Origin of the sequence: Dyella kyungheensis (assembly GCF_016905005.1) — a bacterium.
Classification (GTDB): Bacteria; Pseudomonadota; Gammaproteobacteria; order Xanthomonadales; family Rhodanobacteraceae; genus Dyella; species Dyella kyungheensis.
Genome location: NZ_JADIKC010000005.1, coordinates 249,112 through 263,906 on the forward strand (window position 1 = coordinate 249,112; position 14,795 = coordinate 263,906).

Below are 14,795 nucleotides of genomic sequence, written 5' to 3' on the forward strand. Positions count from 1 at the left end.
GTACTCGCTACTGGATTCCGGCCTGCGCCGGAATGACGGTGAGGGATAGGGCGCTATGCGAGAGTCTTGAAGCAGCGCTCAGGGGTTGTTGATGGTCGAACCCGTCAGCAGCCCACGGGCCAGCATGCTGCACTGCTTGCGATAGAGCAGCATCTGCCACTGGCGGCCGCCCAGCTGCCGCCACAACACGGCGGAGCGCACGGCGGCGAGCAAATTGGTGCGCACCTTTTCCACCACGGCCGGCTGCTGCAGCTGTTGCGGATTGCCGGTGACCATCACCCGTGGCTTGAGCGTGGAGAGCGTGCCGGCATACAGCTCGGCAAGTCGCTTCATCACTTGCGGCGAATCGGCACCGAAGTGTTCCACCTGGCGCTGCGCCGCCACGATGCCTTGTTGCAGGCGCTCCAGCAGGTCGCCGCGGCGCGACAGGCTGCGCTCCAGGCGCATCACGGTGAACGCCATGCGGGTCACCGCGACGTCGCGGTTGTTCTCGTCGAGCAGGGTGATCAGCTGGCGCAGGCCCAGGCGTACCGCGGCCACGTCGCCGAACACGCCGACCACGGACGGTGCATCGATGCGGAACACGCTGGCCATGCTCGAAGCCATGGCGATGTCGTCGCAGCGGCCGTCGTTGGCCAGCTGCTGGGCGAGCGTGGTGGCCTGGAATAGTCCAGCCAAAGCCAGCACGCGCTCTTCGTTCATGGCGAAAACTTCAAACACCGGATAGGGACCTGGAAGGAGCAAGGGACACAGCGGCATCATTCCAGCCGCCGAAGGGAGCATCGGTGCGGTCGATCACGGCACCGCCGAGACACGCCGCGCCATCGTAGAAAACCACCGACTGGCCGGGCGTCACGGCCCGCTGTGGCTCATCGAACACCACTTCCAGGCCGTCGTCCCGCACGATCACCTCGCAGGCCTGGTCCGCCTGGCGATAGCGGGTCTTGGCGGTGCAACGGAACTGTTTCGCCGGCGGCTCGCCTGCCACCCAGCTGGGCGGCTCGGCGTGCAGGCGGCCCGCGTAGAGCCAGTGGTTCTCGCCACCCTGCGCAACATACAGCACGTTGTTTGGCACGTCCTTGCCGACCACGTACCAGGCTTCGCCGCTGGCGCCGTGGCGGCCGCCTATACCCAGGCCGTTGCGCTGGCCCAGCGTGTAGTACATCGCGCCCTGGTGCTCGCCCACGGCCTGGCCGTCCGGCGTGCGCATCGGGCCGGGCTGGGCCGGGATGTACTGGGCGAGGAAGCCGCGAAAATCGCGCTCGCCGATAAAGCAGATGCCGGTGGAATCCTTCTTGGCGTGCGTGGGCAGCGCGGCCTCCTGGGCCATCTGGCGCACGCGCGGCTTTTCGATCTCGCCGACGGGGAACAAGGTGGCGCTGAGCTGCTGCTGGCCCAGCGCATGCAGGAAATAGGTCTGGTCCTTGGCCGCGTCCACGGCACGGAGCAGGCGATATTTGCCCTCGTGGAAGTCCACGCGGGCGTAGTGGCCGGTGGCGATCTTGTCGGCGCCGAGCGCGCGGGCTTCGTCCAGGAAGGTCTTGAACTTGATCTCGCGATTGCACAGCACATCCGGATTGGGCGTGCGGCCGGCGCGATACTCGGCCAGGAAGTGCTCGAATACGCCGCTCCAGTACTCGGCGGCGAAGTTGCGCGCATGGAACGCGATGCCCAGCCGGCCGCATACGGCCACGGCATCCTTGCGGTCGACATCGGTGGTGCAGGGGCCGTCGCGGTCGTCCTCTTCCCAGTTCTGCATGAACAGGCCTTCGACCTCGTAGCCGGCCTGCTGCAACAGCAGGGCCGCCACCGAGGAATCCACGCCTCCCGAGACGCCGAGCATTACTTTCACGGGTAACGATCCTCGGCCAGCAGGCTGTGCAGCATGTCCAGCGGGTAACGGTGGCCAGCCAGCCAGGCGTCGATGCTCATCAGCACCAGCGGGCTGCGCAACTGGTCGCCGAGTGCCGCAATGTCGTCACGGGTGAGCCAAAGAGCGCGCCGAATGCCATCATCCAGCTCGCGCGAAGCATCGTGATGGAGCGCCCGCGCCGCAAAACTGAAACGCAGCACGCCGTCACCATGCTCGGTGCTGCGCCATTGATGAACGCCCAGCAGGTGCTCCACGGCCACGGTCCAGCCGGTCTCCTCCAGCGTTTCACGCACGGCCGCGGTCACCAGGCTTTCCCGGTCATCCAGATGGCCTGCCGGCTGGTTATAGGCCAGACGGCCGTTGACCTCCTCTTCGACCATGAGGAAGCGGTCGCCATCGGCAACCACGCAGGCCACGGTCACGTGTGGGCACCAGACTTGCAGGGGAATAGGGCAGGAATCGGCCATGGAGGACATATGGCGACGAAAGTGGCACTGGAAAAGCGGCCATTGTGCCATTACCTGAAGTCGATCTGCCTTCGGCGGCGCCGGCGGTATACTTTCCCCAAGGAAATTTAACGTAGACCCATGGCTCACGAACCCGAACACGAACAAGGTACCGGTCACGGTCTGGCGCTGGAAACTTCCCGTCCGGAAGTGGCTCGCCCGCCGCTCTTCCAGGTGGTGCTGCTGAATGACGATTTCACGCCGATGGATTTTGTGGTCGAAGTGCTGAGAAGCTTCTTCAGCCTCGACCAGGAACGTGCGGTGCAGGTCATGCTGCACGTCCATACACGCGGAAAGGGAGTCTGCGGGGTGTTTACCCGGGAAGTCGCGGAAACGAAGGTGACCCAGGTGAACGAATATTCACGTGCCCATCAGCACCCTTTGTTGTGCACTATGGAAAAGCTCTAAACCGCGCATTCCTGTGAACGTGAGGAGTTTGCCGAGGGATGAAAACGAGCCGGTCGAAGGTAAGCCATAGGGGCGGCAGCGCGGCTCCCGGGCAGCTTCCGGCTCACGGTTCTGGCGTCTTCACAACATTCCCCCCGTGCCAGGTGTCTGGTGGCACGGATATTGAAGAGCCTTTCAGCACCCCCATTTCGTAGCTATCGGGGCGCGCGACGCCCAGCCACACAAGCGGAGTAGGTCCGGATGTTCAGCAAGGATCTCGAAGTCACCATCGGCCAGTGCTACAAGCAGGCCCGCGAGCAGCGTCATGAATTCATGACGGTGGAACATTTGCTGCTCGCCCTTACCGAAAACCAATCGGCCCTTGGCGCACTGCGCGCCTGCGGCGTCGACCTGCCGCGCCTGATGCGCGAGCTGGAAAAGATCATTGCCGAAACCGTACCGGTACTGCCGCACGGTGACGAACGCGATACCCAGCCCACCCTGGGCTTCCAGCGGGTACTGCAGCGCGCGGTGTACCACGTGCAGTCCTCCGGCCGTAAGGAAGTCACCGGTGCCAACGTGCTGGTGGCGATCTTCGGCGAAAAGGATTCGCACGCGGTGTATTTCCTGCACCAGCAGGAGATCACCCGCCTGGACGTGGTCAACTACATTTCCCACGGCATCGCCAAGATCGGCGACGAGCCGTCCAGCAGCATGCCGGGCGGCGAGCGTGAGAGCGAAGACGGCGAGCCCAAGGGCAACCCGCTCAGCGAGTACGCCAGCAACCTCAACGAGCTGGCGCTGGAAGGCAAGATCGATCCGCTGATCGGCCGCCAGGACGAGATCGAGCGCACCATCCAGGTGTTGTGCCGCCGCCGCAAGAACAACCCGCTGTACGTGGGCGAGGCCGGCGTGGGCAAGACGGCGCTGGCCGAAGGTCTGGCCAAGCGCATCGTCGACGGCGAAGTCCCCGAAGTGCTGGAAAACGCCACCATCTGGTCGCTGGATCTCGGCGCGCTGGTGGCCGGCACCAAATATCGCGGCGATTTCGAGAAGCGCCTGAAGGCGGTCATCGGCCAGCTGAAGAAACAGCCGGGCGCGATCCTGTTCATCGATGAAATCCACACCATCATCGGCGCGGGCTCCGCCTCGGGCGGCACCATGGACGCCAGCAACCTGATCAAGCCGATGCTGGCCTCGGGTGAGCTGCGCTGCATCGGTTCCACCACGTTCCAGGAATTCCGCGGCATCTTCGAGAAGGACCGCGCGCTGGCCCGTCGCTTCCAGAAGATCGACGTGGTCGAGCCGACCGTGGCCGACAGCCTGGAAATCCTCAAGGGCCTGCGTTCGCGTTTCGAAGAACACCACAACGTGGCCTATACCAACGAGGCGCTGAAGGCCGCGGTGGATCTGTCGGTCAAGCACATTCCCGACCGTCTGCTGCCGGACAAGGCCATCGACGTGATCGACGAGGCGGGCGCGCGCCAGCGGCTGCTGCCGATCGACCAGCGCACCGGCAAGATCGACGTGCCGGAAGTGGAATACATCGTCGCCAAGATGGCGCGCATTCCTGCCAAGCAGGTTTCCGCGTCCGATCGCGACGTGCTGAAGAACCTGGAACGCAACCTCAAAATGGTCGTGTTCGGTCAGGACCAGGCCATCGAGGCCTTGGCTGCGTCGATCAAGATGGCGCGTTCGGGTCTGGCCGATCCGTCCAAGCCGATCGGTTGCTTCCTGCTCGCCGGTCCCACCGGCGTGGGCAAGACCGAAGTGACCAAGCAACTGGCGATGCAGTTGGGCATCGAGATGATCCGCTTCGACATGTCCGAGTACATGGAAGCGCATTCGGTCTCGCGCCTGGTCGGTGCACCTCCGGGCTACGTCGGTTTCGACCAGGGCGGCTTGCTCACCGAGGCGGTCACCAAGCATCCGCACGCGGTGCTGCTGCTGGATGAAATCGAGAAGGCCCATCCGGACGTCTACAACATCCTGTTGCAGGTGATGGATCGCGGCGTGCTCACCGACACCAACGGACGCGAAGCGAACTTCAAGAACGTGGTGGTGGTGATGACGACCAATGCCGGCGCGCAGCAGGCATCGCGTCGCGGCATCGGCTTCGTCAAGCAGAGCCATTCGATGGACGCGATGGAAGTGATCCGCCGCAGCTTCACGCCGGAATTCCGCAACCGCCTGGACGCGATCATCCAGTTCAATGCGCTGGACTTCGATCACATCCTGCGCGTGGTGGACAAGTTCCTGATCGAACTGGAATCGCAGCTCACCGAGAAACACGTGAGCCTGGACGTGGACGCCGACGCTCGCCGTTGGCTGGCCGAGCACGGCTTCGATCCGCAGATGGGTGCACGTCCGATGGCCCGCGTGATCCAGGAGAAGGTGAAGCGCGCGCTGGCGGACGAACTGCTGTTCGGCAAGCTGGCCGACGGCGGCAAGGTGCGCCTGAGCGTGAGCGACGGCGAGTTGATGGTGACCACGGAAGCGGCGGAGAACCTGCCGGCCACGGTGAGCTGACAGCTCGTTTTTCCAGAAGCAAGAAAAAAGGCCGCGCATTGCGCGGCCTTTTTTTGTGCCTGTTGCTTGTAGCGCGGATTGATGGAAACCGGTAACGGCCAGATCACCCCATCGCCATTGCAAAAAGAAAATTGAGACCCGTCTTAGGGGGTTTTCAGAGGCCTCTCATATAGGCCTAAAGACCCGGTCCGTAGCCTTGTTGATGAGGACGAATCCGTCGTCCACCCACACCATCATCATCCGCTAGGTCTCTCATGAACACCATTTATCGCATCGTTTGGAACGCCGTCACCTGCCGCTGGGTTGTGGCCTCCGAGCTGGCCAAAGGCCACAAGAAACAGGGCACCAAGCTGCGCCAGCTGGCAGCGATATCTGGCGTTGTCGGTATTTTCGCCGCGTCCCCCATGGCCATGGCAGGGCCGGTCAATGGCTTTTCCGCGGGTATTCTCTCTCCCGGATCTGCCTCCTGCTTGAGCACCGCGGCCGCTGGCGTCACAACTGCTGGAGGCACCTGCGATACCTCTGGTGGTAGTACGCAAGCCGGCATTGTTTCATACACCTCAACGGGTGCCTGGGGCGCTTACCTCACGGTGACCGATCCCAACACGGTCCGTCTTGGCGCCGGTGGCAGTGACAAGCTGCAGATTTTGGGGTCCGGCATCAAGGCCCTTTCCACGATGGATATGGGCAACAACAACATCACCAATCTGGCCAATGGCGGCATCTCCTCGGGCAGTTCGGATGCCGTCAATGGCACTCAAATCTTCAACGTCTCCCAGTCAGTGGCCAATGCGCTTGGCGGCGGCTCAGTCGTGAACGCCAATGGCACTGTCTCAGCGCCGAGCTACGCACTGACCAATGCCAACAGCATCGGCGGCACCGCCGGTGCTGCCACCACCGTGGCCAGCGGCTTCAGCAAGGTCGATACCGCGCTGGGTACGCTCAATACGGCCGTGACCACGGCGCAAACCACGGCGAATACGGCCAATACCACCGCCAACAAGGGCTGGAATCTGAGCGCCGACGCCGGTGCCACTTCGCAGAATATCGCTCCCGGCGGCACGGCCAACTTCGCGGCAGGCACCAACGCCACCGTGACGCGCAGCGGCAATACCATCACCATGGGTGTGGTCAACAACCCGACCTTCAGCGGCATGGTCAACGCCAATGGCGGCCTGACCGTGGGCATCGGCAAGACCGTCAGCATGGGCGGCAACACCGTAACCAATGTGGCGAACGGTGTGAACAATAACGACGCGGTCAGCGTGGCCCAGCTAGCCCCGATCGTCACGGCGCTGGGTAACGGCGCGGCGATCGACGGCACCACGGGCGTGGTGACTGGCCCGAGCTACGCATTGACCAATGCCAACAGCATCGACGGCACCGTGGGTGCGGCGACGGACGTGGGTACGGGCTTCGCCAAGGTGGATGCCGCGCTGGGCAAAGTGGGTACTCAGGCGACGAATACCAACCGCTACTTCAAGTCGAACGGTTTGAATAATGGCACCGACGACGCCGCAGCGAGCGGCACTTCAAGTGTTGCTATCGGCCCGAACAGCAAGGCCATGCTCGTGGCCGATATAGCAATCGGCGCGGGCGCGGTAGCAAATTCGGTTGGCGGTGGCAGCAACCCGCTTAATGCCGCTATGGCGATGGGCTATAACGCGCAGGCGACCACCGCCACCAGCATGGCCCTTGGCGTCGGAGCCGTGGCGACAAGCACCGGCGGCACGGCGCTCGGTCGGTACGCCCAGGCCACAGGAACGTCAGGCATAGCTGTTGGCAGCCGAAGCCTGGCGCAGGCCAATAATTCGGTAGCGCTGGGTAAAGGTACGCTTGCTGATCGCGCCAATACGGTGTCGGTAGGCGCAGCCTCATCGTTCACCGACGTTTCGGGTACCGTCCAGGCGGCCGGCACGCGTCAAATCGTGAATATGGGTGCCGGTACGCAAAGCAACGACGCGGTCAACGTGTCCCAGCTGACCCCGGTCGTCACTGCTCTGGGCGGCGGCGCGGCCATCGACGCCACCACCGGTGCCGTCACCGGCCCCAGCTATGCACTGACCAATGCCAACGGCATTGCGGGCACCACGGGTGCGGCGACCGATGTGGGCACGGGTTTCGCCAAGGTGGATGCCGCGCTGGGCACGCTCAATACATCGGTGACGCAGAACACCACGAACATCGCCGGCAATACGACGTCGATCAATAACCTGCAGAACACCGTCAACAACATCAGCAGCGGCACCGTGGGCTTGGTCCAACAGGCGGCGGCCGGTGCCGATCTGACCGTGGGCAAGGCCACCGATGGTGTGGCGGTCGACTTTGCCGACAAGAACGGCAACACCCGCACGCTGAAGAACGTCACTGCCGGTGTGGCGGCGACCGATGCGGTGAACATGTCGCAGCTCAATGCGACCAATGCCAACGTGGCTGGCAACACCACGGCGATCACCAATCTCGGCACCCGCGTCACCACCAACGAAGGCAGCATCTCCACCATCAACACCACGATTGCCGGCATGAATGGTCAGCTGGCCGATGCGGTGAAGTACGACTCGGCCACGCACGACCAGGTCACCCTGGGCAATGCCGGCACGCCGGTGCAGGTGACGAACGTCAAGAACGGCGCGCTGACCGCTGCCAGCACCGATGCGGTGAACGGCTCGCAGCTGTACGCGACCAACCAGCAGGTCGCGCAGAACACCACCGACATCGCCGGTAACACCACAGCTATCGCGGGCAACACGACCTCGATCAGCAACATCACCAACCAGATCAACAACGGCACCGTGGGCCTGGTCCAGCAGGCTGCGGCCGGCGCCGACCTGACCGTGGGCAAGGGCACTGACGGCGTAGCCGTGAATTTTGCCGACAAGAACGGCAACACCCGCACGCTGAAGAACGTCACGGCCGGTGTAGCCAATACCGATGCGGTGAACATGTCGCAGCTCAATGCGACCAATGCCAACGTCGCTGGCAACACCACGGCGATCACCGACCTCGGTACCCGCGTCACCACCAACGAAGGCAGCATCACCACCATCAACACCACGATTGCCGGCATGAACGGCCAGCTGGCTGATGCGGTGAAGTACGACTCGGCCGCTCACGACACGGTGACCCTGGGCAACGCCGGCACGCCGGTGCGGGTGACCAATGTGAAGACCGGCGCGCTGTCTGCTGCCAGCACCGATGCAGTCAATGGCTCGCAGTTGTATGCGACCAATGCGAACGTCACGCAGAACACCACCGACATCGCAGGCAACACGACCTCGATCACGAGCCTGCAGAACACTGTCAACAACATCAGCGGCGGCACCGTGGGCCTGGTGCAGCAGGCGGCTGCCGGCGCCGACCTGACCGTGGGCAAGGGCACCGATGGCGTGGCGGTCGACTTTGCCGACAAGACCGGCAACACCCGCACGCTCAAGAACGTGACGGCTGGCGTAGCCAACACCGATGCGGTGAACATGTCGCAGCTCAACACGACCAATGCGAACGTGGCTGGCAACACCACGGCGATCACCAACCTGGGCACCCGCGTCACCACCAACGAAGGCAGCATCTCCACCATCAACACCACGATTGCTGGCATGAACGGCCAGCTCGCGGACGCGGTGAAGTACGACTCGGCCGCGCATGACACGGTGACCCTGGGCAACGCCGGCACGCCGGTGCAGGTGACGAACGTCAAGAACGGCGCGCTGACCGCTGCCAGCACCGATGCGGTGAACGGCTCGCAGCTGTATGCGACCAACCAGCAGGTCGCGCAGAACACCACCGACATCGCCGGTAACACCACAGCCATCGCGGGCAACACGACCTCGATCACCAGCCTGCAGAACACCGTCAACAACATCAGCGGTGGCACGGTGGGCCTGGTGCAGCAAGCTGCTGCCGGTGCCGATCTGACCGTGGGCAAGGACACCGACGGGACGGCAGTGAATTTCGCCGACAAGAACGGCAACACCCGCACATTGAAGAATGTGACGGCTGGTGTGGCGGCGACCGATGCGGTGAACATGTCGCAGCTCAACACGACCAACGCCAACGTAACCCGCGTGGAAGGCAAGGCCGATCAGCAGGGCACCACCACGGCCTCGGCCTTCGGTGGCGGCGCGAGCTACAACAGCACCACCGGTGCCATCGTGGCGCCAAGCTACACCCTGCACAAGGCCGATGGCACGACCACCACGGCGAACGACGTGGGCACGGCTCTCACCAACGTCGATGGTCGCGTGGCGCAGAACACCACCGATATCTCAGGCAACACGACCTCGATCACCAGCCTGCAGAACACTGTCAACAACATCAGCGGCGGCACCGTGGGCCTGGTGCAGCAGGCGGCTGCCGGTGCCGACCTGACCGTGGGCAACGCCACCGATGGTGTGGCGGTCGACTTTGCCGACAAGACCGGCAACACCCGCACGCTGAAGAACGTCACGGCCGGTGTAGCCAATACCGATGCGGTGAACATGTCGCAGCTCAATGCGACCAATGCCAACGTCGCTGGCAACACCACGGCGATCACCGACCTCGGTACCCGCGTCACCACCAACGAAGGCAGCATCACCACCATCAACACCACGATTGCCGGCATGAACGGCCAGCTGGCTGATGCGGTGAAGTACGACTCGGCCGCTCACGACACGGTGACCCTGGGCAATGCCGGCACGCCGGTGCAGGTGACGAACGTCAAGAACGGCGCGCTGACCGCTGCCAGCTCCGATGCAGTCAATGGCTCGCAGCTGTATGCGACCAACGCGAACGTCACGCAGAACACCACCGACATCGCAGGCAACACGACCTCGATCACGAGCCTGCAGAACACTGTCAACAACATCAGCGGCGGCACCGTGGGCCTGGTGCAGCAGACGGCTGCCGGCGCCGACCTGACCGTGGGCAAGGCCACCGACGGTGTTGCGGTCGACTTTGCCGACAAGACCGGCAACACCCGCACGCTCAAGAACGTGACGGCTGGTGTAGCCAACACCGATGCGGTGAACATGTCGCAGCTCAACGCGACCAATGCCAACGTGGCTGGCAACACCACGGCGATCACCAATCTCGGCACCCGCGTCACCACCAACGAAGGCAGCATCTCCACCATCAACACCACGATTGCCGGCATGAATGGTCAGCTGGCCGATGCGGTGAAGTACGACTCGGCCACGCACGACCAGGTCACCCTGGGCAATGCCGGCACGCCGGTGCAGGTGACGAACGTCAAGAACGGCGCGCTGACCGCTGCCAGCACCGATGCAGTCAATGGCTCGCAGCTGTATGCGACCAATGCCAACGTCACGCAGAACACCACCGACATCGCAGGCAACACGACCTCGATCACCAGCCTGCAGAACACCGTCAACAACATCAGCGGCGGCACGGTGGGTCTGGTGCAGCAGGCGGTGGCCGGTGCCGACCTGACCGTGGGCAAGGACACCGACGGCGCAGCAGTGAACTTTGCCGACAAGAACGGCAACACCCGTACGCTGAAGAGTGTGTCGGCGGGTGCGTTGACCTCGGCCAGCACGGATGCCGTGAACGGCTCACAGCTGTACGCGACCAATCAGCAGGTGACGCAGAACACCAGCGATATCGCCGGCAACACTACGGCCATCACCAACTTGGGCAGCCGCGTCACCACCAACGAAGGCAATATCAATACCATCAACACGACCATTGCCGGCATGAACGGCCAGCTGGCCGATGCGGTGAAGTACGACTCGGCGACGCACGACAAGGTGACCCTGGGTACCGCCGGCACACCGGTGCAGGTGACCAATGTGAAGAACGGCGGCCTGTCCGCTGCCAGCACCGATGCAGTGAACGGCTCGCAGCTGTACGCGACCAATCAGCAGGTGGGGCAGAACACCACCGATATCGCGGGCAACACCACGGCGATCAACACCATCAACACCCAGATCAACAGCGGCACGATCGGTCTGGTGCAGCAGGCGTCGGCCGGCGCCAACCTCACGGTGGGCAAGGGCACCGACGGCGCGGCGGTGGACTTCCAGGGCACCGCGGGCGCTCGCAAGCTGCTGAACGTGGCGGACGGTACGGTCGCTGCCGGCAGCAAGGATGCCGTCAATGGTGGCCAGTTGCATGGCGTGAGCCAGTCGATGGCCGATGCCATCGGCGGCGGCTCGACGGTGAATGCTGACGGTTCGATCTCGGCACCGAGCTACAGCGTGCACAACGCGAACGGTTCCACCACCACGGTCAACAACGTGGGTAGTGCGATCACCAATCTCGACGGTCGCGTCTCGCAGAACACCACCGATATCTCCACCATCAACACCACCATCACCGGCATGAACGGTCAGCTCGCTGACGCGGTGAAGTACGACTCGGCCGCCCACGACAAGGTCACCCTGGGCAATGCCGGTACGCCGGTGCAGGTGAGCAACGTGAAGGACGGTGCGCTGTCCGCGACGAGCAGCGACGCAGTGAACGGTTCGCAGCTGTACGCGACCAACCAGCAGGTGGCGCAGAACACCGGCGATATCGCCAACATCAACAGCACCATCAACACCATGAATACCGGCGGCCTGAAGTACGTGCAGGTCAATTCGACCGCCGCAGGTGCCAGCGCTGCCGGCTCCGAAAGCGTGGCCGTGGGTGGCAACACCCAGGCTTCCGCCGCCAGGTCGGTGGCGATCGGCAACGGTGCCCAGGCCAGCCAGGCCAACAGCGTGGCGCTGGGTGCGGGTTCGGTGGCTGACCGCGCGAATAGCGTGTCGGTAGGTTCGGTGGGCCAGGAGCGCCAGATCACCAACGTCGCGGCCGGCAACTTGTCTGCCACCAGCACCGATGCGGTGAACGGCAGCCAGCTCAATGCCACTAATCAGGCCGTGAGCAACCTCGATGGCCGCGTGACCAACGTGGAGAACACGGTGAACAACATGGCCGGTGCCGTGAGCAACGTGACCAACATCACCAACGGTCAGGCCGGCATGTTCCAGGTCAGCAAGGACAGCAACGGCACCCAGCCTGCGGCTTCGGGCAGCAAGTCGACGGCCGGTGGCACCAGCGCCGTGGCGTCGGGCAACAACAGCACGGCCTTGGGTAACGCCGCGACGGCCTCCGGCGACAACAGTGTGGCACTGGGCGCCAACTCGGTCGCCGACCGCAGCAACAGCGTGTCGGTGGGCTCGGCGGGTCACGAGCGTCAGGTCACCAACGTCGCGGCCGGTACGGCCAACACGGATGCGGTGAACGTGGGCCAGCTGAAGGCCGCGGGTGTGATGAACGGCGACGGCACCACCAACACGGCGGTGACCTACGACACCAATGCCGACGGCAGCACCAGCGTGACCTTGAATGGCGGCGGCAACGCGACCGTGATCCACAACGTGGGCCCGGGCACGGCACCGTCGGACGCGGCCACGGTGGGCCAGGTGCAGCAGGCGGCCAATTGGTCCAAGAGCTACACCGACCAGCAGGTGAACAACATGGGCCGTCAGGTGAGCGGCGGCGTGGCCGCGGCGATGGCGATGACCTCCATCCCGCAGGCGGTGGCCGCCGGCCAGAACTCGGTGGGTGCGGGCGTCGGCACCTTCCGCGGTCAGTCCAGCATCGCGGTGGGCATGTCCGCGCTGAGCGCCTCGGGCAAGTTTGCGGTGAAGTTCAGCGCCAGTGCCACCACCCAGGGTGATGCCGGTGTGGGCGTGGGTGCCAGCTACATCTGGTAAGACCGGGCTCCAACTGCAGAAAAGGAACGGCGCCGTAGCGATACGGCGCCGTTTTTCTTGGGCGATGGCTGAAAAAGGCCAACAAAAAAAGCCGCGTCATGCGCGGCTTTCTTCAAGCTCGTAACCCTGTGGGAGCGCACCCTGTGCGCGACCGCGGCGTTACGGTGTCACTGCTCCGTAGGTTGGTCGCGCACAGGGTGCGCTCCTACAGAGGCCGTGAAATCACTTCATGCGGTAGGTGATACGACCCTTGGTCAGGTCGTACGGGGTCATCTCCACCTTCACCTTGTCGCCGGTGAGGATGCGGATGTAATGCTTGCGCATGCGGCCGGAAATATGGGCCGTGATCACGTGGCCGTTTTCCAGCTGCACGCGGAACATGGTGTTGGGCAGGGTCTCCTGGACCGTACCTTCCATTTCAATGACGTCGTCTTTGGCCATGCGTTCCGTGGGGGCAGGGCAGCCGTCGTGGCCGCTTAATCCGTCGATTATGGCACGGAAGTTCCGATGGTTAAAGAATCATCAGCCAAAATGCTCATCCAGCTTGCGACGGATCTCCTGTTCCACCATGCCCTTGAGGGGGGCCAGCATCATGCCCAGCTCCGCCGTCACGTGGATCACGTCGCTGGCCACGGCGATGCTGCCGTTCACGCCCGGGCGGGAAAAACGCAAGGTGTCGCCCTGCCACTGGCCCTCCATGCCGAACTTCTCCTGCATGCGGGCCGCCACCTTGTCGACCACCGCGCGGGCCTCGCTCAGGGACAGTTGATGAGGACGGCGGATGTCGATCTTGGGCATGGCGAACTCCTGGGATTGGACGGGCATGGTAAGCCAGACCGCCGATCGCTGACTGACTGCCGGCCTTAGCGGCGTGGCAGGCCGGAAACAGGCACTGAAAGGCGTAGGCATCTGCTAGAGTCCCGCCGTCCATCGACTGGTTCACTGATGCGCATCGAGTTTCCCAATTCCGCCCGAGAGGATTTCCACTGGGACGGCCCTGTGTTGCGCATCGGCAGCGCGCCCGACAACGACCTGATCCTCGCATCGCATCAGGCTGGCGCGTATCACCTGCGTATCCAACTGGATCGTCGCGGCTGGGTGTTGCAGATGCTTCCCCAGGGCAATCGCATCTACGTGAACGCACGGCCGGTGCGTGAAAAAGCCCTGCTTCGCCCCGGCGACATTCTCAGCGTGGGCGACTGCCGCATGCTGCTGCGTGCCGACGAGGAACCCGCGCACAGCCTGCCCGTGACCGTGCCGGCCGAGGGCCGCTGCACGGTCGCGCTGCGTGCGGTGGCCGGCCCCTTGTCGGGCCGCGTGCTGCCGTTGCAGGACAAGCTGGAACTGGGGCCGCACGGCGGCATTCCGCTGGAGCTGCCGCAGGGCGAAACCGCCTCGCTGGTGTTGTTCTGGCGCGAGGGCCAGCTGATGCTCGAGGGCGGCCAGCAGTCCACACGCTATCCGCTGCGCGTGAACGGCGTGCCGGTCACCCAGGCCGCGCTTCGTCCGGGCGACCAGGTCGGCCTGGGCATGCATCGCTTCGTGGTCGATGCGCCGGGACTGGAGCCGGAACCCGAAATCCCCCAGCCGGCGCCCGAGCCGCTGCATCTGCCCGAAGAAGACGCCGGTCCGCGCGGCGAAGTGTGGTGGCTGATCGCCACGGCCGCCGTGCTGGCGCTGGGCATCGCGGTGGCTTTGCTGGTGCGTTTCTGAGGCCTTGCGCGGGCGATACCGCGGCACTGCACTTTGGCTTGACGCCGTGTTGCTGCGACGCGGCATAATGCGGCGAACCCCGTTTCC

At 64.0% G+C, this 14,795-nt stretch carries 9 protein-coding genes; 4 read left to right on the forward strand and 5 right to left on the reverse strand.

Features of this window, described 5'->3' with window-relative positions; translation table 11 throughout:
* Positions 1-78: 78 nt before the first annotated feature.
* From hflD to ISP20_RS12520, 3 genes are read right to left on the reverse strand one after another with little or no spacing between them, the layout of a single operon-like run.
* A complete protein-coding gene (gene hflD / locus ISP20_RS12510; RefSeq protein WP_204636425.1) occupies positions 79-702 on the reverse strand; it encodes a high frequency lysogenization protein HflD in 624 nt (207 codons plus the stop codon).
* Between the two features lie 10 nt (positions 703-712).
* On the reverse strand, positions 713-1,852 hold the full coding sequence (gene mnmA, locus ISP20_RS12515; RefSeq protein ID WP_338030995.1) for a tRNA 2-thiouridine(34) synthase MnmA: 1,140 nt from the start codon (positions 1,850-1,852) through the stop codon (positions 713-715).
* Entirely contained in the window at positions 1,849-2,340 is a 492-nt protein-coding gene (locus ISP20_RS12520; protein ID WP_204636633.1) for an NUDIX hydrolase, read from the reverse strand. Before ISP20_RS12520 ends, mnmA begins: the two co-directional genes overlap by 4 nt.
* A 120-nt stretch (positions 2,341-2,460) precedes the next feature.
* Here ISP20_RS12520 and clpS point away from each other — a divergent pair, with 120 nt between their 5' ends.
* From clpS to ISP20_RS12535, 3 genes are all read left to right on the forward strand, one after another.
* On the forward strand, positions 2,461-2,787 hold the full coding sequence (gene clpS, locus ISP20_RS12525) for an ATP-dependent Clp protease adapter ClpS (RefSeq protein ID WP_026636494.1): 327 nt from the start codon (positions 2,461-2,463) through the stop codon (positions 2,785-2,787).
* A gap of 240 nt (positions 2,788-3,027) precedes the next feature.
* Complete coding sequence (gene clpA / locus ISP20_RS12530) at positions 3,028-5,295, forward strand: ATP-dependent Clp protease ATP-binding subunit ClpA (protein ID WP_204636426.1); 2,268 nt, start codon at positions 3,028-3,030, stop codon at positions 5,293-5,295.
* 254 nt (positions 5,296-5,549) lie between these two features.
* Positions 5,550-12,995 carry a YadA-like family protein gene (locus ISP20_RS12535; protein WP_204636427.1) on the forward strand — a complete coding sequence of 2,482 codons (7,446 nt, stop codon included), beginning with the start codon at positions 5,550-5,552 and terminating at the stop codon, positions 12,993-12,995.
* Positions 12,996-13,217: 222 nt separating this feature from the next.
* On the opposite strand, the gene infA is transcribed toward ISP20_RS12535, so the two are convergent.
* On the reverse strand, positions 13,218-13,436 hold the full coding sequence (infA, locus tag ISP20_RS12540) for a translation initiation factor IF-1 (protein ID WP_019466733.1): 219 nt from the start codon (positions 13,434-13,436) through the stop codon (positions 13,218-13,220).
* An 81-nt stretch (positions 13,437-13,517) separates the two neighbouring features.
* Positions 13,518-13,793 (reverse strand): polyhydroxyalkanoic acid system family protein, encoded by a 276-nt coding sequence (locus ISP20_RS12545; protein ID WP_204636428.1) that lies wholly within the window; start codon positions 13,791-13,793, stop codon positions 13,518-13,520.
* Between the two features lie 147 nt (positions 13,794-13,940).
* On the opposite strand from ISP20_RS12545, the gene ISP20_RS12550 reads away from it, so the two are divergent.
* The gene (locus tag ISP20_RS12550; protein ID WP_204636429.1) at positions 13,941-14,708 is read left to right on the forward strand and encodes an FHA domain-containing protein; all 768 of its coding nucleotides are present in this window, start codon (positions 13,941-13,943) and stop codon (positions 14,706-14,708) included.
* Positions 14,709-14,795 lie beyond the last annotated feature (87 nt).